This window comes from Plantibacter sp. lyk4-40-MEA-4, from assembly GCF_030209415.1.
GTDB lineage: Bacteria > Actinomycetota > Actinomycetes > Actinomycetales > Microbacteriaceae > Plantibacter > Plantibacter flavus_A.
On record NZ_JARVSA010000002.1, the window covers coordinates 34968 to 60384 of the forward strand.

Below are 25417 nucleotides of genomic sequence, written 5' to 3' on the forward strand. Positions count from 1 at the left end.
GACGAGGCGGCGGATGTCGGGTAGGACGACGGGCAACGAGCCGGGCGCGACGACGAGCCGTTTAGAATGGGTCGCATGACGAGCCCCTCCGAACACGAGAAACGAGCGCTGCGCGCCGAGCTCCGTGAGCGACGGGAGCTGCTCACCTCCCTCGAGAAGGAGCGGTCGACCACCGGCCTCACGGACAACCTCCGAGCCCTGGTCTCCCGATTCGGCGCGAGCTCGATCGCCTGCTACCTGTCCTCCCCGAGCGAGCCCGACACCAGGCCCTTCCTGCAATGGGCGCAGGAGGCGGGCATCCGCATCCTGTTCCCCATCACCCGCACCGACGGGCTCCTCGACTGGACGATCGGCGAAGAGGGCATCGAGACGGTGGGCTTCGCCGGCACCCCCGAGGTCGTGGGTACCACCCTCGGCCCCATCGCGATCAACGATGTCGACCTCATCCTCGTCCCCGCGGCAGCCGTCGACGCCCACGGCATGCGCATGGGCTGGGGGCGCGGGTACTTCGACAAGACGCTGGGCTCGATGGAGCGCTGCCCTCCCGTCTACGCCGTGCTGTACGACACCGAGATCCTCGACGAGGTCCCGAGCGAGATCCACGACGAACCCGTCGGCGGTGCCGTGACCCCGAGCCGCATCCTCGACTTCGACCAGGTCAGACCGCGCCGCTGAGCGCGCCGACCCACCACATCCCAGGAGACCCCGTGCCCACCTACGCCTACCGCTGCACCGAGTGCGGCAACGCCTTCGACGTCCAGCAGTCCTTCACCGACGACTCCCTCACCGAGTGCCCGGCGTGCTCCGGCAAGCTGCGCAAGCTGTTCAGCGCGGTCGGTGTCACGTTCAACGGCTCCGGCTTCTACCGCACGGACTCCCGCGCCGGTGCAGGCAAGGGCTCGAGCTCCATCCCGGCCTCCTCGAAGTCCTCGGAGGGGTCGTCGAGCTCGTCCTCCTCAGACACCACGGGCGTATCCTCCTCTTCGGGCGGCTCCTCCAGCTCCGGCTCCAGCGCCACACCGGCCTCCGCCGGGAGCGCCGCGTCCTGAGCCGGTAGCGTAGCCAGGGTCCTGTCCATCCCCGATCCTCAGGGAGACCCCATGCTCAAAGGCTTCAAGGAGTTCATCCTCCGCGGCAACGTGATCGACCTGGCAGTGGCCGTCGTGATCGGGGCCGCGTTCACCGCCATCGTCAACTCGCTCGTCGAGAACATCTTCAACCCGCTGCTCGGGGCGCTCTTCCGCGCGGAGAGCTTGAACGACGCGTTCAACGTCTCCATCCCGACGGTCGACGGCGACCCTGCCGTCATCCACTTCGGCGCGTTCATCGGCGCGACCATCCAGTTCCTGTTGGTCGCCGCCGTCGTCTACTTCGTCATCGTGCTGCCGATGAACCACTTCAAGCGCGTCACGACGAAGCCGACGATCGCTGATGAGCCGGCAGCACCGAGCGAGCTGTCGCTGCTTACCGAGATCCGCGACGTGCTGAAGACGGGCACGAGCGCTCCGCTGCCGCCCGCTCGCGACGACACGACCGACGGCCGCTAGTCCGACTCGTCGAGCAGCACCGACGTCCCGTCCCGCTCACCAGTGGGGCGGGACGTTGCGTTGCAGCTCGTCGTCGTTGCCACCGCCGCCAGCGGGTTTGGCGGTTCCACCCCAAGCGGCGTCGGTGTCCTCCGCAGCCTTGACGGGATCGGCCGGCAGCTGCGGCGCGGGATCCGTCCCGGGAGCACCGGGGCGGATCGCCCGCCTCGATCCTCGGGGACGGACGATCCGTGGCTCCTGATCGTCCTCCATGATCAGTGTCCGACCATCAGTGGCGTGGGACCTGCACGGCGATCGGCGCGGTGTCGAGGTGCTCGGTCGTGTTGAGCCCGAGCACACCGGCCACGCGTTGCGCCACCGCCTCGGCGTCGGCGAAGAGGTCGAAGCTGTGCACGCGGACGTAGTGCCAGCCGAGACGGCGCAGGACGTCGGGGCGGAGCCGCAGCGACTCCCGGAGGCTCGCGTCACCCAGTTCCTCGTCGCACTCGACGACCACGGCTCGGCCACCCCACGAGGCGACCAAAGCGAGCTTGCCGCGGTAGCCCATGTCGACCCGCATCCCGAGTGTCTCGAGGCGCGTCGCGAGGTCGACGAGCATCGGCTCGGCCTCGTGCGTCGCCTGATCCTCGGAGGCGCGGCGTGACGTGTCCGTGAGGATGCGTGCGAGCGCGAGGATGCCGTGCTGGATCCGGTTCTGGTCGAGGTCCTCGGGGCGGACGCAGGAGACGATCACCATGGACCGCCGCGCACGCGTCATACCGACCGCGAGCAACCGGTCGCCACCCGGCTGACCCAGTGCGCCGAAATCGGACAGGACCCGTCCGTGCGGCGTCAGACCGTACCCGATCGAGAAGATGACGCGGTCGCGGCTCTCGGCCACGGACTGCTCGAGTGTCAGGACGGTGAACGGTTCCGCCCGCTCGCGCAGGAGGAAGTCGGAGAGGTCGGCACGACGGGAGAACGCTGCGAGGACCGCCTGCTGGACCCGGACCGCGTGCTTGTCGCTCGCGGTCACGACCATCAGGGATTCCTTCGGGCGGTTCGAGGCGTGCTCGAGGACGAGTTCCACGACCCGTTCGACCTCGACGTCGACACTCTCCACCGCTCCGGTGACCGGGTCGGGCATGCCGAGCCCGCCGGGCACGTAGTCGAGGCTCAGACTGCCGTGGCCCAGGAATGAACCCGCCCAGGGCAGGGAATCGATCTGACCACCGTAGAACCGCTCGTTGACGAGTTCGGCGAGGTCCTCGCCTCCCGCGCGATAGGAGCGCGTGAGCATGAGCGTCGGCAGGACGGAGCTCAGCTGTTCGAGCGCGGACTCACGGTGCAGCTCGGCGATGTCGGCGTGCTGCTCGGGCGTCGCCTCCTGATCCGTCAGACGGATCTCGAAGGGCGAAGGACTCTGCGTCACGGGGTCACCGAAGGCGACGACCTGACGCGCACGACGGATGGCGTCCACGTTCTCCGCGAGGAGCGTCGCCCCCGCGTCGACGAGGAAGACGGCGTCGAAGGACGCGCTCTCGGGGATGCGGGGCACCTCGTACGGCGAGACGAGCCAGACCGGAGCGAGGACGCGGGACAGGGTGGGTGCCGCCTGCTCGAGCTCCGCCGCTCGGAGCGGTCGATCGCGCTTGAGGAGCGAGCGGAGCGCCATACCTTCGGTGGCGTGGTCGACGAGACCGATCTTCCAGGTGTCGGCCAGCAGCGAGGCGAGGAGCTGCCCGGACGCGGAGGCGTGCGCCTCGTCCACCAGTCGGAAGTCGGACTCGAGGCGCTCGACGACGCTCGTGTTCGCGCCGAGCAGACCGCGGTCCTCGGTGAGCACCAGTTCGAGCATCGACTGCCACCAGGCCAGTTCGAGCTCGTCGGCGAGGCGCGTCCGCGGCACGTGCCGCTGGGACAGGTCGACGATGAGCTCGCCGAGACCCTGCTCGCGGAGGCCGGCGAGGATCGCAGTGCGCTCCTGGAGGTTGTGGAGGACCTCCGACTCGGCGGCGAGCTCGGAGATCGTGCGGACGAGACTCGGGATCGCGAGGCGGCCGAGGCGGTCCGGGGTGTCGGCGATGCCGAGCGGCTGGTCGACCAGCTCGAGCTTCGCGGCGACCGTCTGGTACGCCTGCTCGACGTCCGCGATGCCGAGCGGCACCTCGGGCGGCGCACCGGTCGTCACGTAGCGCTGCCACAGGGTGCGCTGCTGCTGGATCCGGCGGAGCGCGGCGTTCATGTCGGGCACGTGTGCGCCGGGCCGCAGGTACTCCTTGGCAAGGGCCTTGAGTCGCCGGCGGCTCGCCGACGACATCGCGGCGGAGTCCTTCCGCGGGCTCGTGGCGACGATGAGGTCGGCGAGCGACCGGTCGAAGACGTCCGGCTGGAAACGGTCGAGCGTCTCACGGATGTCCGCGAGGAGTCGCAGGTAGATGCCCAGCTCGTCGATGGACTCGAACGGCCGCATCTGCGTCTGCCCGATGAGGCCGTACGCACGCTCCAGCAACTGCGGCAGGTCCTTGCGGTGCAGGCGCTTGGCGAGGTCGTGGGTCTCCTGGGCTTCCGCGGTCGTGTCGAACGACGCGCCGTACCAGGGCGAGTCGCCCGGTCCGTAGCGGAACTCACCGAGGGCGGCCGCGCCTTCGAGCGCCTCCGCCGCGCGGGAGCGGCCCGCTGCGAGTCCGACGAGCGTCTGGCGGTCGAGGCGGACCAGGGTTCCCGGAGGGTGCGGCAGCTTGGAGAGCTTCGAGAGCGCTTCGAGCGCGTCGATGACCGAGACCCGCAGATCGGGGTCCTTCGCCTGCAGCGAGGTGCGGTAGTCGATGAGGACCCGACGCAGCCGGACGAGCGCGTCGTCGACCTCGCCGACCTGCGGCGGGATCGCCCGCTCGTTGCGCGTGATCGCCTGGATGAGGTCGCGACGGAGGGTCGACGGCGACGCGCACAGGCCCGGCAGACCGACCTTGGTCAGGCGGTGGCGAATGCCCTCCAGCGTGGAGCGACGGGGGCTGACGACGAGGACGCGCTTGTGCTGCGAAGCGAGCACGCCGATGGCGTTCACGATGGTCTGCGTCCCGCCGGTGCCCGGCAGCGTCGTGACGACGAGCGAGTTGCCGGCGCCGATCTGCGCGATGACGTTCTCCTGCTCGACGTCCGCGTCGAGCAGGAGGGTGTCGGTCGACGGCGGGCGGTCGTCCTGGCCCGGCGCGTCGACGGGCGTGAAGCTGCTGCGGACGAGGCCGACCGCACCCTCGTCGCCGGCGACGGCGTCGAGGATCGGGTGGTCGAGCTTGGCGGCGTCGTCGAGCAGGGAGTGACCGACGGCGGCGAACGAGGAGACGAGCAGACGCGGCTGCACGGTGAACCATTCGAGCCCGGCGGCGAGCGAGCGGAGGCGGTCGATGACGGGCTGCGGCTTGAACACGCCACCCGATTCACTCAGCGCGACGAACTCGTCGGGATCGAGGACGATGCCGAACTGCTCGCGGAGGGCGCGGACGAGTTCCGGGTTCGCGGTCGTGGCGCCGCGCAGCTTGACCTCGTAGTCGCGACCGTACCGGCGGATGGCCAGCGGCCGGAGCAGGACCGGCGCGCTGAAGTCCTCACCCTGATGCGTCCACTGGGCGAGGCCGACGGCGAGGTGGACGGCGTCGATGCCGCGGACGGTGGAGAGCTCGATGCCCTTCGTCGTGATGCGGTCGGCGGCGCGCTTCGCACCGCGGAGCGCGATCTCGTCGCGGATGAGGTTCGACAGCAGCGTCGACTTGCCCGAGATGAACTGCGGCAGACCACCGGGATGCGTCGAGCTGAGCTCCACCCGGGTCGTCGGGGCGTCCACGAAATGGAGCAGCGGCGAGGGGCCGCCGACCGTGCTGAGCTGCTGACGCCAGGCGTGCAGCGCCGTGTCGACCACGCCTGCCGATGCCGCCACGGGACCCTCGCGGAGTTGCGCCTCCGCTGCTTCCCGTTCGACTCCGGACGTCACGTCGCCGTCATCCCGTCTCTTCTCTAGCCGCCACACACTTGCACCATACGTGCCCGGTAGTGGAAACACCGGGAAGCGGTGCGGTTTTTCGCCGAGTCCGCCGAGGAAATGTGCGACGCGCGCGTCGTCCGAGGGTCAGGAGACGCCGAGGAGGCCGGAGAGCACCATCACCGCGGTGCCCCGCAGGACGATGTCGGCGCCCTGCTCGCTCATCCGGATCTGGACGCCGCCGTGGAACTCGGTCATCGTGCGCGCCCGCACGGTCTCGATCGCCGCGTCGAGGAGCACGCCGGCGAGCAACTCCTCCGGGCCGCTCACCACGATCTCCGAGAGATTCAGCGCACCGACGATCGCGGCGAGCGAGACACCGAGGCGCTCCCCCGCGGCGCGGAGGATCTCCTCGCGACGCCGCTCGATCTCAGCGGTGGGAAGATCGCTCGCCTCAGCCCCCGCGAGGAGCTCACGCAGGTGCGGCACGGCGAGCCAGGCCTCGAGGCACCCGCGCTTCCCGCATGCGCACAGCGGTCCGCCGTCGGTGCCGACGACCACGTGGCCGATCTCGCCGGCTGCGAACCGGCTCCCGAAGAGCGGGTGACCGCCCACGAGCAGCCCCGCCCCGACACCGTTCCCGACGCTCACGAGCATGAGGTCGCCGTCCGCCCCGCCGAAGCTGTACTCCGCGAGTACGGCGGCATTGGCGTCGTTCGCGACGAGGACCGGCACCTGGGCGACCTGTTCGATAGCCCCCTGGAGGTCGACGTCGGTCCAGCCGAGGTTCGGCGCGCTGCGGACCGTCCCGGTCATGTCGACGACGCCGGGCGAACCGACCCCGATGCCCAGCACCTCGACCGTCGCCTCCTCGACGAGGTCTGCGGCGAGCGCGACGGCCTTCGCGATCGCGTCCGCCCCCGTGGCACCGTCGAGCGGCACCTCGAGCATCGTCACGACCTCGCCGTCGAGGGTCAGCACAGCACCTCTGAACACCTCGGTGTCGGAGAGGTCGAGGCCGACGATCTGGAACTCGTCGCGGTTGATGTCGATGAGTGTGGCGGGCTTGCCCGGGCGGGAGGTCTCGCGGAGGCCGACCTCGACGATGAGGTTGTCCGCGATGAGCGAGGCGACGAGGTCGGAGATGCTCACCCGGGTCAGGCCGGTGGCGCGGGCGATGTCGGCCCGACTCATGGCACCGCTGGCGAAGAGGGTCTGGAGGACGAGCGCCCGGTTATGACCACGGGCGTGTTCCGGCAGGACCTTCGCGTTCGGCCGGAGCCGCCGCGCCGGAGTGTACGAGAAGGATTCGATCCGCTCCGACGCGCTCCCGCCGCCGCTTCCGAATCCACCAGCACTCATGCGATAAGTAAAGCAGGCTGCGCCTCATCGTGCGGCACCGCGATGTCACCCGATGGTCACCGACACGTCGCCCGCCGGGCACCGCTGCGACCCGTACGACGCGGAGCATCGTGGGTGTGAGGATCGCAATCGTGACCGAGTCGTTCCTGCCGCAGATGAACGGCGTCACCCACTCCCTGCTCCGCATCATGGAGCACTTCGCGGACCGAGGGGACGAGGTGCTCGTCATCGCCCCCGGCGCCGGAGCCTCGACGCCGCGGCTCCACGAGGGCTTCCGGGTGGACGGCGTCCCGTCGATCCCGCTCCCCCGTTACCGGAACGTGCGGGTCGCCGCCGGCGGGGTCGGCCGGATCACGGAGCTCCTCCGCGGCTTCCGCCCCGACGTGGTGCACCTGGCCTCGCCGTTCGTCCTCGGCTGGCGCGGTGTCCAGGCCGCCGAGCGCCTGGGCGTCCCGACCGTCGCCGTGTACCAGACCGACATCCCGGCCTACGCCGGACGGTACGGGTTCCCGGTCGCCGAAGCGCTGCTGTGGCAACACGTCGAGCGCCTCCACGGCCGGTCGACGCTCACGCTCGCGCCGTCACGGCAGTCGATCGCGCAGCTGGAGGCGCACGCCATCCCGCGGGTCCGCTTGTGGGTGCGGGGCGTCGACGCCGTCCGGTTCTCCCCGGAACGGCGCAGCGAGGCCTGGCGTCGGTCCATCGCTCCCGGCGGCGAGCGCATCGTGGGCTACGTCGGTCGACTCGCAGCCGAGAAGCAGGTCGAGGACCTCGCGGTGCTCGGCGGACTCCCGGGCGTGAAGCTCGTCATCGTCGGCGAGGGGCCGCTGCGTGCCTCGCTCGAACAGCGACTTCCGAACGCGGTCTTCACCGGATTCCTGGGCGGCGAGGAGCTGGCGGTCGCGATGGCCGGGCTGGACGTGTTCGTCCACCCCGGCGAGTCGGAGACCTTCTGCCAGACCATCCAGGAGGCGATGGCCTCCGGGGTACCCGTGGTCGCGACCGGTCGGGGCGGACCGGTGGACCTCGTCGACTCCAGCCGCACCGGGTGGCTCTACGAACCCGGCAGGCTCGAACAGCTGCGCGGGTTCGTCCAGGACCTCGTGGGCGACGAGGTGAAGCGGGCGGCGTTCGGTGCCGCAGCTCGGGCCGGCGTCCTGCCGCGCAGCTGGAAGAGCGTCAGCAGCGCCCTGATCGGGCACTACAGCGACGCCATCGAGTTGCACGAGGGCGCTCGGGCACGACGGATCGGTCTCGACCCGCGTGTTCAGGCGCCTCGGGTCATTCGCCCGGGTACCGGACGCCGATCTGGCGCCTGACCTCGTCGAGGGTCTCCATGATCGCGACCGTCTCGGCGAGCGGCATGATGTCACCGGAGAGGCGGCCCTCGGAGGCGAGCCGTTCGAGTTCCCACGCCTGGAAGTGCATCCCGCGGCCGTCGACCTCGGAACGGTAGGTCTCGACGACCTCGCCGTCGGTGCCGAACACCCGGAAGGTCGTCGCCGTGTACCAGACGCGGTCGAACTCGATCCAGCCGTCGGTCCCCACGATGGCCGCGCGGTTCGGGCCGACGGTGTTGCTCGCCGACAGGGTGTTCGCCACCTGGCCGTCCGCGTAGCCGAAGAGGGTCGCGACCTGCATGTCCGCCCCCGTGTCGCGGAGCGCGGCCGTGGCCTGGATCGTCGTCGGGGTCCCGAAGACGGACGACGCGAAGGAGACCGGGTACACGCCGAGGTCGAGCAGCGCCCCGCCGCCCAGCTCGAGGTTGTTCATGCGGTGCTCCGGGTCGTCCGAGAGCAGCTGGGTGTGATCGGCGACGAGGCTGCGCGGCTGTCCGATGACACCGTCGGCGAGCAACTCGCGGAGCCGGACCATGTGCGGGAGGAACCGGGTCCACATCGCCTCGAGGACGACCAGGCCACGCTCCGCGGCGAGCGCCACGACGGCCTGCGCCTCGGCGGCGTTGAGGGTGAAGGGCTTCTCGATGAGGACGTGCTTCCCGGCGTCGAGCGCCAGCACCGCCTGCTCGGCGTGGAACGGGTGCGGGGTCGCGATGTAGATCACGTCGACCTCGGGGTCGGCGGCGAGCGCCTCGTACCCCACGTGGACGTTCGGGATGTCGAACTCGGCGGCGAACGCGGCTGCGGTCTCGGCGGATCGCGAGGCGACGGCTCGGACGTCGAAGCCGTGCCGTCGGAGGTCGGCGGTGAAGCTCTTCGCGACACCGGCGGGGCCGAGGATGCCCCATCGCAAACCGGTGGACGGTCCTGCCGCGGGGGTTCCCGTTCCGGTCCGGTCGATGTCCTGCTCCGTCATGGCTCTCCTTCGATGCGCGTTCCAGCAGCCTACTGGAGGGCCTCCGGCGCTCGCGATTTCGGGGCTAGCCCTGCTCGGACTCGCCGCGCCTCGCCGTAGGCTGAGGGTTCGACCGAGCCCAGCCGACCGCGCTGCGGGCCTGGTCCATCCTGGGGGGATGCGCTGTGGGGCCGAAGGAATCGACCGGGCGTCGACGTGCACTGGCGTACGCCCGGACCCTCGCGATCGGCGTGGCCGGTCTGTTCGCCCTGAGCGGCTGCGTCTCGCAGCCGGCCCCGCCTCCGGTGACGGTGGTCGTCACCCAGCAGCCGGACCCGTCGCCCTCGGTCGCCCCGGTGCCCACCTCGACCGCGCGCGACGCCCTGCCTCCTGAGCCGGCACCGATCGTGCCGAACGCGCCGGCGGAACCGGCGGAACCCCTTCCGGAGGGCCCCGCGTTCGACCTCGGGCCGCGGGACGGCGCGCTCGGCCCGGTCGCCACGGATGCCGAGGGCAACCCGCTCACCTACACGGTGGTCGCCGGCGACGTGTTCTTCGACATCGCGCAGCGCTTCGACCTACCACAGCAGCAGCTGCTCCGCATGAACCCGTCGATCCCCGGCCTCGGACTCGACATCTACATCGGCGACGTCGTCAACCTCGACTGGACGACCACGCGTTGAGCCTCGGCGCCCGCCGGCGTCAGCCGAACGGGATGGTGCCGACGAGCACGCCGACGACGAGCATCACGAGCGAGACGATCGCGGCGCGCCACAGCACCTTCTTGTGGTGGTCGCCGAGGTTCACGCTGGCGAGCGAGACGAGCAGGAGGATGGCCGGAACGAGCGGGCTCTGCAGGTGGACCGGCTGACCGGTGATCGACGCACGCGCCATCTCGACCGGTTCGATGCCGAAGGTCGAGGCGCTCTCGGCCAGCACCGGCAGGATGCCGAAGTAGAACGCGTCGTTGCTCATGAAGAACGTCATCGGGATACTGAGCACCCCGGTGATGACCGCGAGGAACGGACCGAGCTCCGTCGGGATGATGTCGACGATCCAGTCGGCCATCGCGGTGACCATGCCGGTCCCGTTGAGGACACCGATCAGCACACCGGCCGCGAGCACCATCGAGACCACGCCGACGATGCTCGGGGCGTGGGCGACGATCTCCTTGGACTGCTGCGCGAGCCTCGGGAAGTTCACCAGGAGGGCGATGGCGGTGCCGACCATGAACACGTACGGCAACGGCACGAGGTCGAGCACGAGCATCGTCATGACCGCGACCGTGAGCACGAGGTTGACCCAGATGAGTCGCGGGCGCAGGGTGTCGCGCTCCGGGTCGAGCATCGTGTCCGCCATGGCCGTGTCGTCGGGGCGGACGAGGGTCGCGAGGCGCCCACGGGCACTGGTCGAGAAGGTCGTCGACATGCCGCCGGTGAGCGGGTGGTCGGCGGGCCCGGAACCCGAAGCCGGTGCGGCGACGCCGGAGGCACCCTCGCCGAGGAGGTCGACGCCCGCGAGGCGCTTGCGCTCCCCCAGCCCGAGGAACCAGGCGAAGGCGAACACGAGGACGAGGCCGGCGGCGAGCGACGGCAGCATCGGGACGAAGATCTCGGTCGGTGAGACGCCCAGGGCCGAGGCGGCGCGGACGGTCGGCCCGCCCCAAGGGACGATGTTGAGCGTGCCGTTCGCGAGCCCGGCGACGCAGGTGAGGACGACCGGGTTCATGCCGAGCCTGAGGTAGATCGGCAGCATCGCGGCGGTCGTCACGATGAAGGTCGTCGACCCGTCGCCGTCGAGTGACACCGCGCCCGCCAGGAGCGCCGTACCGACGACGATCTTCGCCGGGTCGTTGCCCAGCGCACGGACGATGAACCGGACGAGCGGGTCGAAGAGCCCGACGTCGATCATGATCCCGAAGTACATGATCGCGAACATCAACAGGGCGGCGGTCGGAGCGAGGCTGCCGATCGCCTCGATGACCATGTCGCCGAGCCCGAGTCCGGCGCCGGCGAACAGCCCGAAGACCGTTGGGACGATGATGAGCGCCACCATCGGGGTGAGGCGCTTCGTCATGATCAGCACCATGAAGGTGAGGATCATCGCGAATCCGAGAATGACCAGCATGTCGACTCCTTCGTCTGCGTGCACCGCGGTGTGCACGACGGGACGCCACGCGGCGACACGGGCGATGGACCGAGCGCGGCGGGCGTTCCCGGAACCGTACGGGAGTGGCACGGAGCTGTCTCGCTTGTGGGCGTTCGGCTCGGAACTGCGGGTTACACCGCCTTCTGCGCATTCTGCTCATCACGCGGTCGACGCCGCCCATCGCCCCGGCGACGTACGATCGGAGCCATGATCGGCGAGGAAGCGGAGCTGCCAGGTCGACGACGGGCCGGGCGCTCCAGCTTCGCGGCGCAGGTGCTGGTGCTGCAGCTGGTCGTCGTCATCGCTGTCGTCGCCGTGTGCACGGGCGTGTTCGCCTGGATGAGCAGCGAGCGCCTCGTGCACGAAGCCCAGTCCACCGCGCTCGCGATCGCCCAGAGCGTCGCGAGCGATCCCGACGTCCGGACCGCCGTGACGCTCGAGGCACGTACCCCGGGGACGCCGACGGCGGCCGACCTTCGGACCGGTCCCCTGCAGGAGCTCGGCACGGAGGTCGGCACACGGACCGGGGCGCTCTTCGTCGTCATCACCGACGAGCGCGGGATCCGTCTGGCGCACCCCGACCCCGACCAGCTCGGGCTCCGGGTGAGCACCAGTGCGGAGGCGGCCCTGGCCGGGACGGAGTCGGTCTCGTGGGAGACCGGCACCCTCGGCCCGTCCGCCCGCGCCAAGGTGCCCGTCTTCGCCGCCGAGTCCTCCGACACCGGTGGGGCCGTGGTCTCGTCCGGCGCCGGCGAGGTCGTCGGCGAGATCAGCGTCGGGTTCGCCCCGCAGCGCGTGTTCGCCGACGTCGTGGGCGAGACCATGCTGGTCGCGGGCGCAGCGCTGCTCGCGCTGACGATCGGTCTGATCGCTTCGATGCTCATCCGGCGGCGGCTGCGGCGGCTGACCCTGGGCCTCGGACCGGAGGAACTCGCCGCGCTCGTGCAGAACCAGGCTGCGGTCCTCGGCGGGGTCGGCGAAGGCGTCCTCGGTGTCTCGCCGGACGGCGACGTGACGGTGTGCACCGAGCAGGCGGCCAGGCTCCTCGACATCGGGTCGGTCATCGGGCGTCGGTTCGACGACCTCGACCTGCCCGAGCGACTGGTGCACCTCGTCGCGGACGACGCCGCGAGGCCGACCTCGGCCCAGCTCGTCGTCGGGTCCCGCGTCCTCTTCGTCGACGTCCGGCCCGTGTCCCGGGACGGCGTCGACCTCGGGCGAGTGGTCGTCGTCCGCGACCGCACCGACGTCGAGGCGCTCACCCGGCGGCTCGACGCGGTCGCGACGATGACGACCGCCCTCCGCGCGCAGCGGCACGAGTTCGCGAACCGGTTGCACGCGATCTCCGGCCTCCTCGAGACCGGGCAGGACGCCGAGGCACGCGAGTATCTCGCCAACGTACTCGACCACGGACCGCTGAAGTACCCGGTCCAGCACGCTGACCGCCTCACCGAGCCCTACCTCCAGGCCTTCCTCGGTGCGAAGGGGGTCGAAGCCGCGGAACGCGGGGTACTCGTCACCATCGGCTCCGAGACCCTCGTCACCGGCTCCCTGTGCGATCCTGAGGACGTGACCACCGTCCTCGGCAACCTGCTCGACAATGCGGTGAACGCGGCCGTCGCGGGCCGGGTCCGACCGGCCTGGGTGGAGGTCGAGGTCCTCGACCACGGCACCGAGCTGCACTGCTCCGTGATGGACTCAGGTGACGGCGTCGCGGCGACCGGCCAGGACGACGCGCCAACCGCCGCCCCGACCATCGGCCTTGGCGACCCGGACGACGTCCACGGCCACGGGTTCGGTCTGCCGCTCTCGCGCGACATCGCGCGTCGTCGAGGAGGCGACGTCTGGTTGGCGTCCCCCGGCGTCCGCGGCGAACACGGAGCGGTCTTCTGCGCACGGCTCCCCGGGACGGTCGATCCGGCGCCGTCCCTGGCGGGAGAGGGACGATGACGGCCGATCTCACCGTGCTGGTCGTCGACGACGACTTCCACGTCGCCCGCCTGCACTGCCGGATCGTCGACGAGGTCGACGGCTTCCGCGCGCTCAGTCCTGTCGGGTCGGCCGCCGAGGCCGCGCAGAGCATCGCCACCGAGCCACCCGACCTCGTGCTCCTCGACGGCTACCTTCCCGATCGGAACGGGCTCGAGCTCCTGGTGGACCTCCCGATCGACACCATCATCGTCTCCGCAGCATCGGACGGAGCGTCCGTGCGCAGAGCGCTTCGTGCGGGAGCCCTCGGCTACCTGGTGAAACCGTTCGCGCCGCAGGTCCTCCAGGACCGACTCGCCGCCTACGCCCGGTTCCGGAACGTCCTCGGCGAGGCGGTGAACGCCGACCAGGAGACGATCGAGCGCGCTCTGCGCATCCTGCACTCCGGCGACGCCGGGGCGACGACCCGGTCGAGGTCCGCCACGGAGACGGCCGTCCTCGAAGCGGTGTCGGAGGCGGACGGCGAGCGCTCGGCCGCCGAGGTGGCCGAGCTGGTCGGCGTCTCACGCGCGACGGCGCAACGGTATCTCTCCGCGCTGGCCGCCCGAGGTCTCCTGACGACGCAGCTGCGGTACGGGACCACGGGGCGTCCAGAGCACCGGTACGCGCCGCCAAACATCAGCCGCTGAGGCGTCCACACGCCGTCGGCTGGGCGATCCCCCCACGACATCGCCCAGCCCGGCACGTGAACCAACTCTTCGCCGATGGAACGCGGAATGCCCCCGCACACCGTGATCCATCCGTCGTCGCACGACGATCAGCAAAGTGAGTTAATCACCCGATTCAGTTTAGGGTGACCTCACGGCGCATGCGTCAGGGCTACCCCCTAACGTGCACCCGGCCGCTCAGGCGCCCTGCGCGTCGAAGGCGGCGTCAAGGACGGCGAGCACCTCGGCCTGCCGGTCCGCGACGATGACCGCCGCGATGAGGATCCGCCACATGGCGTCGACCGCGTTGAGGAGGTCGGTCCGACCGGCCAGCAGGTTCGAGACGAGCTGGGTCCCTGTGAAGAACGCGACGAAGGACCTCGCCAGTTCCGCCGGCTCGAGCGGAGACTGCAACTCACCGAGCTCGATCGAGGCCCGCACCCGCTCCTCGACGCTCGCGATCCACTGCTCGTGGAACGCGGTCGTCGGAGCCTGGATGACGCCCTGCTCGAGGGACAGCCGCAGGCCGGCGCGGGTGATGGGGTCGGTGAGCAGCTGCTCGGTGATGGCGCGGGAGGCCTGGACGAGCCCGCCGAACGGCGAGGGCGCGGTGGTCGGCGCGGTCAGCGCAGCGATCGAGCGCGTACTCTGCTCGTTGATGACGGCGATCGCCAGTTCCTCTTTCGAGGGGAAGTAGAAGTACAGCGAGCCCTGCGTCGTCCCCGCCTCACGGGCGATGTCCGACAGGCTCGCCTGTCCGTAGCCGACCCGGTCGAACATGCGCGCGGCACCTTCGACGACGGTCTGGCGTCGTTCATGACCTCGTTGCTGCTGTGGTCGTCGTTCGGGCATGTGCGTATCCTGCTTCTGTCATCCCCCGATTCAGGGATAAGCGTACCCACTCCGAGCTGAGAACACGGTGTCGAACGCGGCAGAAATCCGGAACAAGTCGACCGACTTGATCGGGAGAAGATCCCGGTCGCGTCGCAAAAGGGCGCGTAGAGGGTGTCATCGCCGACCGGCCCCGAGCGGACTCACTCGCGTCGTGTGACCAGGGCGAACCGCTCGCGGAGCTCAGGCGCGTCGGCGAACGGCCGCCAGCACAGGCCGTCGCCCTCCCGCATCGCGGCCACCGGACGGAGGGCGACGAGTCGCTCACCGAAGCGCAGGGCGTCGAGGAACAGCGTGTCGTTCCCCGCGTCGATCGTCAGGGAGCGCGGGTACCAGCCGCGCGCCGCGAGCGCGCCGGCCAGCCAGGCCGAGTACGCCGGGTCCTTGCCGGGCTCGGGACGAAGCAGCTCCTGGTCGGCGAGATCGGACCACTCGATGACGTCCTTCGCCGACAGCGGGTGCGCCGCTCGCATGACGACCCCGAGCGGGAGTGCGGCGATCTCCTCGGCGGCGAGCTCGTCCGGCAGCTCGATCGGCAGGCGCACGATGGTGGCGTCGAGACGACCGGTGGTGACGAGGTGCAGCTGCTCGACCGGCTCGATCGTGACCGCGATCGCCGGGACGTCGATGCGGCGACCGGCCTCGGAGACGACCGCGTCCCACGTCGTCGGCGGACGGCCGACCCGGATGTGCCGCGCCGGTGACGCTGGGTCCATGTCGGCGACCACGTCGATGAAGGTACGGACCTTCAGCAGGAAGCGCTGCCCCTCGCGCGTCGGGCGGTACTCCTCCCCCAGGACGCTGAACAGCTCGACCCCGAGCGCTGCCTCGAGCCGCCGCAGCTGCTGCGCGAGGCTCGGCTGTGCGACCCCGAGCAGGTTCGCCGCGGCGCCGAGCGTCCGAGCATCCGCGACGACCACGGCCGACCGGAGCTGACGAAGAGTGATGGCGTCGCGTTCGAGTTGGCGGTGGAGGTCGTGCGTCATGCTTCGAGCCTACGGCGTGCTCGCAGCGCTACCCGACATGCGAAGCCGTGCTCGCCTGGACGGCCGCACCTCGGACAGTGCCCCTGGAGGGACTCGAACCCCCAACCCTTTCCTTAGGACGGAACTGCTCTTCCATTGAGCTACAGAGGCTGACCCGTCGAGTGTAGCCGGTCGCTCAGGCGGCAGGCGCCAGGTACTGCTCCCAGTCGGGCTCCGAGCGCTCGACGCCCCGCACCATCCACTGCGAGCCGTGCGGCGTCCGCGGCGAGACCCGGAGGCTCCAGTTCATCTCCACCGGCGTGCGATCGCCCTTCACGTTGTTGCAGCGCAGGCAGCAGGCCACGAGGTTCTCCCAACTGTCCACACCCCCGCGCGAGCGCGGCTGCACGTGGTCGATCGTCGTCGCCGCCTTCCCGCAGTAGGCGCAGCGGTGGCCGTCGCGGCGCAGCACGCCGCGGCGGGTCACGGGCACCCGGCGGGCGTTCGGGATCCGGACGTATCTGGTGAGCAGGATGACCGACGGCCGATCGAACGATCCACTCGTCGCCACCACGGGATGCGAGGAGTCGATCTCGACGACGGTCGCCTTGTGATGCATCACGAGCACGAGGGCCCGCTTGAACGAGACGATCGCGAGCGGCTCATAGCCCGCGTTCAACACCAGTGTGCGCATGCACGTTCCCTTCCGAAGGGCCACGACGGCTGCCGCGACCGGTCGACGATCATCACCTGCTGCGTCCCTGACGCGGCGGATCGAGTCGTTTCCGGGGAACAAAAAAGGGCACTGTCATGACGACAGCACCCTCTTGACCCACGGCGGAGCCACGGCACGCTTGGCTGGAATGCCGCAGCACGTAGAGGCCGCGACCATTCGCGACCACGTGGCGACGTATAGCGTGCATCAGCTCCTGAACCTCTCCGAGTTGCAGAGCACCAGATTAACCCACACCGACCGGATTTCCGCACGTTGCAGGAGAATTCCCCTCCGCGCCACCTCGGCTTCGGACGACGGACACCGCTCGGTCGCGAACGGTCACCGCGTACGACGACGAATCGCGTCCCTCCGACGGAGGGACGCGATCCAGGTCGAGCGGTTCGGCTCAGCCGACACCCGGCGGGTAGAGGTAGAGCGCCACGGCGCTGGCCGCGATGGTGCGCGTGTTGTAGCTGTGCCGTGCGGATCCCCAGTTGTACTCCTCCAGGGTGACCGTCCCATCGGCGTTGACCGACTGCACATAGGCGACGTGGTTGTAGTTGAACCAGGCGACGGAGCCGGCGATGGCGTTGGTCCCCTTGTTGTACTGCCACGAGTCGGCCCAGCCGTAGGCGCTGCTCGGCGGCAGGCCGTTGCCCCAGGTGAAGGCCCAGTTCCCACTCGGCGTACCCGCGTCGCGGTTGAGTCGCCAGGCGACGAAGTCCACGCACTCGCGGTAGTAGTACCGCAGCGGCGAGAGCCCGCCGCCCTCGTCGTCGGTCGCCTGGTCGAACCACGGGTAGTCGTCGCCGGCCTGACGTGCGCCCACGGTGATCGAGTAGGTGGCGTTGCTGGCAGCTGCAGCGGCGTCGAGCTGCCGCTGGCGCTCGGCGAGCTCGTCCGGCGTCGTCGCGCTGTAGAGGTCGCGGGAGATCGGTGCGTCGGCCACCTTGTCGGAAGCGACGACGCTCTGGGCACCGGAGGCCTTCAGCTGCTCCGAGGCGGACGTCCCGTACTCGGTCTGCGCACTGCTGCTCGCCGCATAGGCAGGGAGGGCGACGGTGGCGACCAGTGCCGGCACGAGGAAGGCCATGGTGGCGACGCCGCGGACGGAGCCGGGTCGGGCTCCGGACGGCTTCGGCTTGCGCACGGCGACCGTCGACGCGGACGGCTTGACCGGGGGCTTGTTGCGGGCGACGCGATCCGCACCGGTGCGGAGCGGAGCGACGGTCGCGAGCGAGGCGTCGGTGGCGGACGTCACGGTGAAGGACTGCGGGGCCGTCGGCTCCGGTGCGGCGGGCTTCGTCAGCGGCCGCTGGTCGACACGGACCTCACCGGTCGTGACGGCGGCGTCGACCTCCTCGACCACGGCATCGTCGAGGACGATCTCGGGGTGGTCGACGGGTGCGTCCGGAGCGACCTCGGTGACGAGCGCGTCGTCTGCTTCCGTCTGGGACGGGGTGGTCGCCTCCGCCTGCTTCGCGGCCTGCTCCTGGAGTCGGAGCTGCTTCCGGGTGAGGGGGACGTTCGGGGTCGTCTCGGCCTGGTCGGGGCCGCTCTCGCCAGCTGCAGTCAAGTGGATTCCTCCGGCACCCCGCATGAGCGACGACGATCGCGGTCGTGCGATCGGCATGGCGCAGCCCCATCCGACGATTGATGTCGGTTCGTGTGGCCGAGGGACGGGCTAGGGGGTGCCTCGGTCGTCTTCCTTGAGCCAGATCATGGCCTTCAGGACGAGTGACAGCCTACGGGTTACCCCTCAGAAAGTCACGTTTCGATCACGGGAAAACGGGCACATGAGGGAATCCTCATACGCGTCTCATGCTCACGCGGCAGGGGTCTCCACGAAGATGTGCGTCGCGAGCTCGTTGGGCAGCTCGAGGCCGCCCTCGACACCGTCGATGGTGACGAGCACGTAGCCGCCCGCTGCCGCGAAGGTTCCCGCGCGACCCGGCATGACGCCGGCCTGCTTGAGCTGCAGGAGCAGCTCGGGGTCGACCTGCGCCGGTTCGCCGAGACGTCGGACCGTCGCCGTGACCGGCTCGGTGCGTCCTTCGACGAGACCCACGATGTTGATGACGCCCTGCGAGAAGGCGACGGCGGGGCTGTCGCCGAACTCGTCGAGTCCCGGGATCGGGGTGCCGTACGGCGACTCGGTGGGGTGGTTGAGCATGTCGAGCAGCTTGCGCTCGACCTGCTCACTCATGACGTGTTCCCAGCGACAGGCTTCCTCGTGGACGAACTCCCACTCCAGGCCGATGACGTCGCTCAGGAGGCGCTCCGCCAGGCGGTGCTTCCGCATGACGTGGACAGCCTTGCGACGACCCGGTTCGGTGAGCTCGAGGTGCCGGTCCCCCGACACGACGACGAGTCCGTCGCGCTCCATCCGCCCGACCGTCTGCGAGACCGTCGGTCCGGAGTGCCCGAGGCGCTCGGAGATCCGCGCACGAAGCGGGATGATGTTCTCCTCCTCGAGCTCCAGAATGGTGCGGAGATACATCTCTGTGGTGTCAATCAAATCGGTCATCGACGCCCTCCCTGCCCGATTGCACGTTCCCGGTAAGCCTAGTGCGCGGCGGCGACGTTCCCGCGCCAAGCCACTCCGCCCCGGGTGGACGCATCCGGCTGCGTGGCACGACGCCATGAGGCCCCCGCCTCTAGAATCGCCGTATGCCGGAGATCACGATTCCCACGTCCCTTCTGCCCGCCGATGGTCGATTCGGCTGCGGCCCCTCCAAGATCCGACCCGAGCAGATCGCAGCGCTCTCCGAGGCCGGCCTGTCCCTCCTCGGCACCTCCCACCGACAGGCTCCCGTCAAGCAGCTCGTCGGCCGTGTCCGCGCCGGCCTGGCCGAGCTGTTCCGCGCTCCCGAGGGCTACGAGATCATCGTCGGCAACGGCGGCTCGACCGCGTTCTGGGATGCCGCCGCCTTCGGCCTCATCGAGCAGCGCAGCCAGAACCTCGTCTTCGGTGAGTTCGGCGGCAAGTTCGCCAAGGCGGCCGGCGCCCCGTGGCTCACCGCCCCGGACGTCCGCGAGGTGCCGGGTGGATCCCGCATCGATCCCGAGGTGGTCGAGGGCGTCGACGTGTACGCCTGGCCGCACAACGAGACCTCGACCGGTGTCATGGCCCCGGTGCGACGCGTATCCGGCGACGCCGGTGCACTCACGGTGATCGACGCGACGAGTGCCGCCGGTGGTGTGGACTTCGACGCGAGCCAGGCGGACGTCTACTACTTCGCACCGCAGAAGAACTTCGCATCCGACGGCGGCCTGTGGTTCGCCCTCTGCTCCCCCGCAGCGATCGAGCGCATCGAACGGATCGCCGCCAGCGGGCGTTACATCCCGGAGTTCCTGAGCCTGAAGAACGCGGTCGACAACTCCCGGCTCGAGCAGACGCTCAACACGCCTGCCTTGTCGACGCTCGTGCTCCTCGAGGAACAGATCTCGTGGATCAACGGCAACGGCGGCCTCGCCTGGGCGTCGGCACGGACGGCCGAATCCTCAGGCGCCCTGTACGAGTGGGCCGAGCGCACCTCCTACACGACGCCGTTCGTGACGGACCCCGACCACCGCTCGCAGGTCGTCGTCACGATCGACTTCGACGACGCCATCGACGCGGCGCTGGTCGCGAAGACCCTGCGGGCGAACGGCATCGTCGACACCGAGCCCTACCGCAAGCTCGGTCGCAACCAGCTGCGCGTCGCGACCTTCACGGCGATCGACCCCGCAGACGTCCGTCAGCTCATCGCGAGCATCGAACACGTCGTCGGGGCGCTCTGATCCGCCTCCCCCGCTGAACGCCGAACGGGCGGTCGAATCCTCTCGAGGTCCGGCCGCCCGTTCGTCTGTCGCGTGGTGCGCGAGTGCTACTCGTCCTCGAACCGGTCGTCGTCTTCGTCGGAGTCGTCTTCCTCGTCGGAATCGTCCTCGTCGTCCTCATCGGAGTCGTCGTCGTCCGATTCGTCGTCGTCGGAGTCGTCCGACGCCGCATCGACGTCGTCCTCGTCGTACTCGAGCTCGATGCCGTCGCGGTCCCGGTCGCGGGGATCCCCGGACAGCGCGACGTCGTCGTCGAACTCGTCGGTGTCATCAGCGTCGTCGAGCGCGTCGTCAGCCGCGGCAGCGGCCGCGGCCTCCTGCGCGGCGCGGTAGTCCGCGAGGCGCTCCGACCACGGCACCCACTGCGGAGCCAGCAACGCGCCGTCACCGGGCATCAGCTCCGTCTCGAGCACGTTGGGCGCGGCGTCGTCGGCGGTCCGCGAGAGCGTCACCGTCCAGAACCATCCCGGGTAGCCGGCCATCGTGTTCGCGAACAGCAACGAGACGACGTGATCGTCGACCACGACGTGCCCGGCCGGCTCGCCCACCGTGCTCGCGGGCGTGATCTCCTGCAGCGCTTCACGCGCGAGCTCGACGGCCGCGATCAGCGTCTCGTCCGGCACGGGTGCCGGGGTCGGCTCGCCGTCGGCGCCGTCGTCCGAGCGGTGCTCGTCCGACGTTGGTCGGGCGTCCGCGTCGGCCGTGACGTCGCGATCCTCGGCCGGTGTCTCCTGGCCCGCGTCAGGCATCCAGCTCGTCCGCGACCTTGCGCAGCACGGCAGCGATCTTCTTGCTGTGGCTGCTGTTCGGGTACTTGCCGCGGCGCAGGTCGCCACCGATGCCGTCGAGGAGCTTCACGAGGTCCTCGACGATGATCGCCATGTCGTCGGCCGGCTTGCGCTTCAGCTTGACGAGGCTGGGCGGAGCCTCGAGGACGCGCACGGACAGCGCCTGGGCGCCGCGCTTGCCGTCGGCGATGCCGAACTCGAGCCGCGTCCCCGGCTTCACGCCGGCCGTGCCCGCGGGCAGTGCGGAAGCGTGCAGGAAGACCTCCTGGCCGTCATCGGAGCTGATGAAGCCGAAGCCCTTCTCCTCGTCGTAGAACTTGACCTTGCCGGTGGGCATGGGAACCTCGCTGTGTGTCGTGCGCAGAAATGCAGCGCCGTGCGGTGATCGCGCAGGACGCGCGATCGAGAGGACCATCGGTCCTCGGCCCCCAGCCTATTCGGTGCAGCAGCCGCGTGCCTCTATCCTGGGAGCGTGACTGATGAGCAGACGCCGAGCATCTCGCGGCCCGAACGGATCCTGGCCTACATGGTCGTGACGATCGTCGCCGTGTCGATCGCCGCGTTCGTCGCGGTGATGGTCGGCACCGCCACCGGCCTCGAGCAGGGCGACTTCGCCGTCGGCGCCTGGCCGGTCGTGACGATCCTGCCGCTCGTCGGACTCCCGATCGCCTTCCTGATGCTGATCACGCTCATCATCGTGGGTGCCGTTCGACGGTCCCGCGAGTCCCGCGGTCAGTCGCCGCGCTGACGACCATGGGCGAGGCCTTCGCGATCGCGCGCCGCCTCCGGGAGCTCCCGGACGACGCGCTCCGCAGGCTGACGCCCGACCGCAGGGCCTCCTCAGCCCGCATCGCGGACTTCTTCGACTTCGCCGAAGCACTGTTGGACGAGGCGAGCGTCGCCCGCCGGATGGCGCTGCTCGACCGGGACACCCTCGCCGTCCTCGCCGCCTCGCTGGACGGGACGGAGCGCCAGTCGCTCGCGACCACGCTCGGACGCGACGAGTCGGAGGTGGATGCCGCCCTGGAGCGGCTGCAGCAGGACATCCTGGTGCTGGACGACGGTGCCGGTCCGATCAGGCCGGTGAACGCGGTGGCCGCGGTGTTCGAGGAGTGGACGGCGAGCGGCAAGCCCGGCCGTGCCGAACTCCAGCTTCCGGTCGAGCCGCCGACATCCCCCGTGACCCGACCATCACCCGACACGGACGCCCTCGCGAGCGAGCGTGCGGCCGGCGCCGTCGGCATCGTCGGCGAGAGCCTCCACGAACTCGACCGCGAGCCCGCCCGTCTGCTCGGCCGTGGGGCCCCGTCCATGCCCGACCTCAAACGGCTCGCAGCGGCGGCGGCGAGCACACCCGAACAGATCGAGCTCGCCCTGTCCGTGGCGTCGGCTGCCGGGCTCACGGACGCGATCGGCTCCGCCATCCGCTTGAGCGAGGTCGGTGAGGCCTGGCTGGCGTCGGCCACGGCGGAACGCTGGCTCCGTCTCGCGACGGCGTGGCGCGACGCGATCCCTGCCACGGTCCGCGACCACATCCTGACCGCGTACCGACGCGGTTCCGTCGATCTGGTCGAGGAGCTCAGCTGGTGGTACCCGTTGGCGGAGGATGCCGTCGTGGCACCGACGCGAGCGGTCGACGCCGTCGCCGAGCTGCTCGGGATCACCGTCGACGGGGCGACCAGCGGGTTCGGACGGCTGCTCGTCGACGACCACGCGGCCGACGCGGCCTCGGCGCTCGCGTCCATGCTCCCCGCCGAGGTGTCGCAGGTCGTCCTCCAGGACGACCTGACGGTCATCGCGCTCGGTCCCCCGACGGCGGAACTCGACGTCCGACTCCGGGCCCTCGCGGAACCGGAGGGGCGCGCCCAGGCGTCGAGGTACCGCATCACGACCGCGAGCGTCACCCGGGCCCTCGCCGACGGGGACACGGCCGAGGACCTGCTCGCGTACCTCGAGTCGATCTCCCTGACCGGCGTCCCCCAACCCCTGCGGTACCTCGTGTCCGAGGCCGCATCCCGATTCGGCCTCGTCCGCGTCGGGACGATCCGCGCGTCAGCCGACGCCTCGGCCGATCCTGGACGCAGCAGCTACATCCGCTCCGATGACGCCGGCCTGATCGCGGCGATCTCGGTCGACCAGAGCCTCGTGGCGCTCGGTCTCCGGCCGAGCGACGAGCACCGGCTCACCAGCCGGATCGAGGCGGCGACGGTCTACTGGGCCCTCCACGACGCGCGCTACCCGGTGGTCGCGGAGGACGACGACGGCGCCTCGCTCCGGATCCGCCGGCAGCCGGTCATGCGTGCCGCGGTCTCCGCTCCGGCCGCCTCGACGGAACCGGACCTGGTGTCGCGGCTCCGCGCCGACGACCGCGGGGACACCAGCTCCGCGTGGTTGTCCAAGCAGCTGGAGATCGCCGTCCGCGACCACACGCCGGTCACCGTGCAGCTGCAGCACGGCGAGCGCCGATCCACGTTCACGATCGAGCCGGTGAGTCTCGCCGGTGGTCGTCTGCGCGGTCTGGACCGGTCGGCCGACGTCGAACGCACCCTGCCGCTCGCGATGATCACCGAGGTCCGGATCGCCGGCTGAGCGCCCGCTCAAGGGGGCTGCGCACCGGATCCGCCGGTAGACTCGACCGTTATGTCTGATGGACCACTGATCGTCCAAAGCGACCGCACCGTGCTGCTCGAGGTCGCCCACCCGCTCGCCGAGGACGCCCGCCACGATCTCTCGGTGTTCGCCGAGCTCGAGCGTGCGCCGGAGCACATCCACACCTACCGGATCACCCGTCTCGGACTCTGGAACGCGCGGGCCGCCGGGCACGATGCCGACCAGATGATCGAGACGCTGGAGCGGTACTCGAAGTTCTCCATTCCCGCGTCCGTGACGATCGACATGCGCGAGACCGTCAACCGCTACGGACGGCTCGTGATCGAGCGCTCCGAGGAGGGTGAGCTCGTCCTCCGCTCGACGGACCTCCCGATCCTGACCGAGGTGGCCGGCGCCAAGAAGATCGCGCCACTGCTCATCGGGCATCCGACGCCGGACACCTTCCTCGTCGAGCCGTGGGCACGCGGCGCGCTCAAACAGGAACTCGTGAAGCTGGGCTGGCCCGCCGAAGACCTCGCCGGATACACGGCCGGCACGCCGCACCGGATCGACCTGGTCGAGGACGGCTGGCACCTCCGCGACTATCAGCAGCAGGCGGTCGACAACTTCTTCTCCGGCGGTTCCGGCGTCGTGGTGCTCCCCTGCGGTGCGGGCAAGACCCTGGTCGGCGCCGGAGCGATGGCGACGGCGTCCACCAACACCCTCATCCTCGTCACGAACACGGTGTCGGCGCGGCAGTGGCGCGACGAGTTGTTGAAGCGCACCTCCCTCACCGCCGAGGAGATCGGCGAGTACTCGGGGCAGGTGAAGGAGGTCAAACCGGTCACGATCGCGACCTACCAGATCCTCACGGCCAAGCGGAAGGGTGAGTACGCGCACCTCGCGCTGCTCGACGCCATGGACTGGGGCCTCGTGGTGTACGACGAGGTGCACCTGCTCCCGGCCCCCGTCTTCAAGCTCACCGCCGAGCTGCAGGCGCGGCGTCGCCTCGGCCTGACGGCGACGCTCATCCGCGAGGACGGTCGCGAGGGCGACGTCTTCTCGCTCATCGGCCCGAAGCGGTTCGACGCCCCGTGGAAGGAGATCGAGGCGCAGGGCTTCATCTCCCCTGCTGCGTGCTTCGAGGTACGCGTCGACCTGCCCCAGGCCGACCGACTCACCTATGCCGCATCGGCCGACGACGAGCGGTACCGCCTCGCCGCGACCGCCCCGGCGAAGCTCGACGTCGTCCGGCAGCTCGTCGAACGGCACCGCGGCGAGCAGATCCTCGTCATCGGACAGTACCTCGATCAGATCGAGGAGCTCGCCGAGACGCTGGGAGCCCCGCAGTTGACGGGGGCGACGCCGGTCGACGAGCGCGAACGGCTCTACCAGGCCTTCCGCGACGGCACCGAGCAGGTGCTCGTCGTCTCCAAGGTCGCGAACTTCTCGGTCGACCTGCCCGAAGCGACCGTCGCCATCCAGGTGTCGGGGTCGTTCGGTTCACGGCAGGAGGAGGCGCAGCGTCTCGGCCGCCTGCTGCGCCCGAAGTCCACTGGGCTTACCGCGAGCTTCTACACCCTCGTGTCGCGCGACACCGTCGATCAGGAGTTCGCACAGAACCGGCAGCGCTTCCTCGCCGAGCAGGGCTACAGCTACACGATCCTCGACGCCCACGCCCTCCAGAACGCGTGAATCCGG

The 25417-nt window shown here is 70.2% G+C and carries 23 protein-coding genes and 1 tRNA gene; 11 read left to right on the plus strand and 13 right to left on the minus strand.

What is annotated here, in order from left to right:
* Positions 1–75: 75 nt before the first annotated feature.
* The 3 genes from QRN44_RS02230 to mscL are packed head-to-tail and all read left to right on the plus strand — an operon-like array spanning position 76 to position 1547.
* Entirely contained in the window at positions 76–675 is a 600-nt protein-coding gene (locus tag QRN44_RS02230) for a 5-formyltetrahydrofolate cyclo-ligase (protein ID WP_285038184.1), read from the plus strand.
* 32 nt (positions 676–707) lie between these two features.
* Positions 708–1049 (plus strand): FmdB family zinc ribbon protein, encoded by a 342-nt coding sequence (locus QRN44_RS02235; RefSeq protein ID WP_285038185.1) that lies wholly within the window; start codon positions 708–710, stop codon positions 1047–1049.
* 51 nt (positions 1050–1100) lie between these two features.
* Positions 1101–1547, plus strand: a complete 447-nt coding sequence (mscL, locus tag QRN44_RS02240) for a large conductance mechanosensitive channel protein MscL (RefSeq protein WP_064296544.1) — start codon at positions 1101–1103, stop codon at positions 1545–1547.
* A 36-nt stretch (positions 1548–1583) separates the two neighbouring features.
* Here mscL and QRN44_RS02245 read toward each other — a convergent pair whose 3' ends face one another.
* The 3 genes from QRN44_RS02245 to QRN44_RS02255 all read right to left on the minus strand — a co-directional run bounded on the left by QRN44_RS02245 (position 1584) and on the right by QRN44_RS02255 (position 6867).
* A complete protein-coding gene (locus QRN44_RS02245) occupies positions 1584–1799 on the minus strand; it encodes a hypothetical protein (RefSeq protein WP_121289797.1) in 216 nt (71 codons plus the stop codon).
* Between the two features lie 16 nt (positions 1800–1815).
* Positions 1816–5553: an AAA family ATPase gene (locus tag QRN44_RS02250; RefSeq protein ID WP_194602036.1), complete on the minus strand. Its 3738-nt coding sequence runs from the start codon at positions 5551–5553 to the stop codon at positions 1816–1818.
* Positions 5554–5652: 99 nt separating this feature from the next.
* Positions 5653–6867, minus strand: coding sequence for an ROK family transcriptional regulator (locus QRN44_RS02255; protein WP_285038186.1), 1215 nt, complete (start codon positions 6865–6867; stop codon positions 5653–5655).
* 116 nt (positions 6868–6983) lie between these two features.
* On the opposite strand from QRN44_RS02255, the gene QRN44_RS02260 reads away from it, so the two are divergent.
* On the plus strand, positions 6984–8186 hold the full coding sequence (locus QRN44_RS02260; RefSeq protein ID WP_285038187.1) for a glycosyltransferase family 4 protein: 1203 nt from the start codon (positions 6984–6986) through the stop codon (positions 8184–8186).
* Here QRN44_RS02260 and QRN44_RS02265 read toward each other — a convergent pair.
* Positions 8149–9183 carry a Gfo/Idh/MocA family protein gene (locus QRN44_RS02265; protein ID WP_085510392.1) on the minus strand — a complete coding sequence of 345 codons (1035 nt, stop codon included), beginning with the start codon at positions 9181–9183 and terminating at the stop codon, positions 8149–8151. The genes QRN44_RS02260 and QRN44_RS02265 overlap by 38 nt on opposite strands.
* 164 nt (positions 9184–9347) lie before the next feature.
* Between QRN44_RS02265 and QRN44_RS02270 the strand changes: the two genes are divergently transcribed.
* Positions 9348–9845 (plus strand): LysM peptidoglycan-binding domain-containing protein, encoded by a 498-nt coding sequence (locus QRN44_RS02270; RefSeq protein WP_175116207.1) that lies wholly within the window; start codon positions 9348–9350, stop codon positions 9843–9845.
* A gap of 19 nt (positions 9846–9864) precedes the next feature.
* On the opposite strand, the gene QRN44_RS02275 is transcribed toward QRN44_RS02270, so the two are convergent.
* On the minus strand, positions 9865–11289 hold the full coding sequence (locus QRN44_RS02275) for a CitMHS family transporter (RefSeq protein ID WP_121290346.1): 1425 nt from the start codon (positions 11287–11289) through the stop codon (positions 9865–9867).
* Between the two features lie 228 nt (positions 11290–11517).
* Between QRN44_RS02275 and QRN44_RS02280 the strand changes: the two genes are divergently transcribed.
* Both QRN44_RS02280 and QRN44_RS02285 read left to right on the plus strand, forming a co-directional pair.
* Positions 11518–13260 (plus strand): sensor histidine kinase, encoded by a 1743-nt coding sequence (locus tag QRN44_RS02280; RefSeq protein WP_285038188.1) that lies wholly within the window; start codon positions 11518–11520, stop codon positions 13258–13260.
* Positions 13257–13928: a response regulator gene (locus tag QRN44_RS02285; RefSeq protein ID WP_285038189.1), complete on the plus strand. Its 672-nt coding sequence runs from the start codon at positions 13257–13259 to the stop codon at positions 13926–13928. Before QRN44_RS02280 ends, QRN44_RS02285 begins: the two co-directional genes overlap by 4 nt.
* Positions 13929–14144: 216 nt before the next feature.
* Here QRN44_RS02285 and QRN44_RS02290 read toward each other — a convergent pair whose 3' ends face one another.
* From QRN44_RS02290 to QRN44_RS02315, 6 genes are all read right to left on the minus strand, one after another.
* Complete coding sequence (locus QRN44_RS02290; RefSeq protein WP_285038190.1) at positions 14145–14798, minus strand: ScbR family autoregulator-binding transcription factor; 654 nt, start codon at positions 14796–14798, stop codon at positions 14145–14147.
* A 182-nt stretch (positions 14799–14980) separates the two neighbouring features.
* A complete protein-coding gene (locus tag QRN44_RS02295) occupies positions 14981–15823 on the minus strand; it encodes a LysR family transcriptional regulator (protein ID WP_064296553.1) in 843 nt (280 codons plus the stop codon).
* Between the two features lie 78 nt (positions 15824–15901).
* Positions 15902–15973 (minus strand) — tRNA-Arg (locus tag QRN44_RS02300).
* A gap of 25 nt (positions 15974–15998) precedes the next feature.
* Positions 15999–16496, minus strand: coding sequence for an HNH endonuclease (locus QRN44_RS02305; RefSeq protein WP_175116209.1), 498 nt, complete (start codon positions 16494–16496; stop codon positions 15999–16001).
* Between the two features lie 427 nt (positions 16497–16923).
* Positions 16924–18093: a CHAP domain-containing protein gene (locus tag QRN44_RS02310; protein WP_158596534.1), complete on the minus strand. Its 1170-nt coding sequence runs from the start codon at positions 18091–18093 to the stop codon at positions 16924–16926.
* 249 nt (positions 18094–18342) lie between these two features.
* The gene (locus QRN44_RS02315; RefSeq protein WP_079001918.1) at positions 18343–19044 is read right to left on the minus strand and encodes an iron-dependent transcriptional repressor DtxR; all 702 of its coding nucleotides are present in this window, start codon (positions 19042–19044) and stop codon (positions 18343–18345) included.
* A gap of 143 nt (positions 19045–19187) precedes the next feature.
* On the opposite strand from QRN44_RS02315, the gene serC reads away from it, so the two are divergent.
* The gene (gene serC / locus QRN44_RS02320; RefSeq protein WP_071261172.1) at positions 19188–20300 is read left to right on the plus strand and encodes a phosphoserine transaminase; all 1113 of its coding nucleotides are present in this window, start codon (positions 19188–19190) and stop codon (positions 20298–20300) included.
* A gap of 86 nt (positions 20301–20386) precedes the next feature.
* Here serC and QRN44_RS02325 read toward each other — a convergent pair whose 3' ends face one another.
* On the minus strand, positions 20387–21088 hold the full coding sequence (locus tag QRN44_RS02325; RefSeq protein ID WP_285038191.1) for a DUF3027 domain-containing protein: 702 nt from the start codon (positions 21086–21088) through the stop codon (positions 20387–20389).
* Positions 21081–21464, minus strand: coding sequence for a cold-shock protein (locus tag QRN44_RS02330; protein WP_064296559.1), 384 nt, complete (start codon positions 21462–21464; stop codon positions 21081–21083). Before QRN44_RS02330 ends, QRN44_RS02325 begins: the two co-directional genes overlap by 8 nt.
* Positions 21465–21599: 135 nt before the next feature.
* Between QRN44_RS02330 and QRN44_RS02335 the strand changes: the two genes are divergently transcribed.
* The 3 genes from QRN44_RS02335 to QRN44_RS02345 are packed head-to-tail and all read left to right on the plus strand — an operon-like array spanning position 21600 to position 25411.
* Entirely contained in the window at positions 21600–21875 is a 276-nt protein-coding gene (locus QRN44_RS02335; RefSeq protein ID WP_064296560.1) for a hypothetical protein, read from the plus strand.
* 5 nt (positions 21876–21880) lie between these two features.
* Positions 21881–23716: a helicase-associated domain-containing protein gene (locus QRN44_RS02340; RefSeq protein ID WP_285038192.1), complete on the plus strand. Its 1836-nt coding sequence runs from the start codon at positions 21881–21883 to the stop codon at positions 23714–23716.
* Between the two features lie 51 nt (positions 23717–23767).
* A complete protein-coding gene (locus tag QRN44_RS02345; protein ID WP_121289777.1) occupies positions 23768–25411 on the plus strand; it encodes a DNA repair helicase XPB in 1644 nt (547 codons plus the stop codon).
* Positions 25412–25417 lie beyond the last annotated feature (6 nt).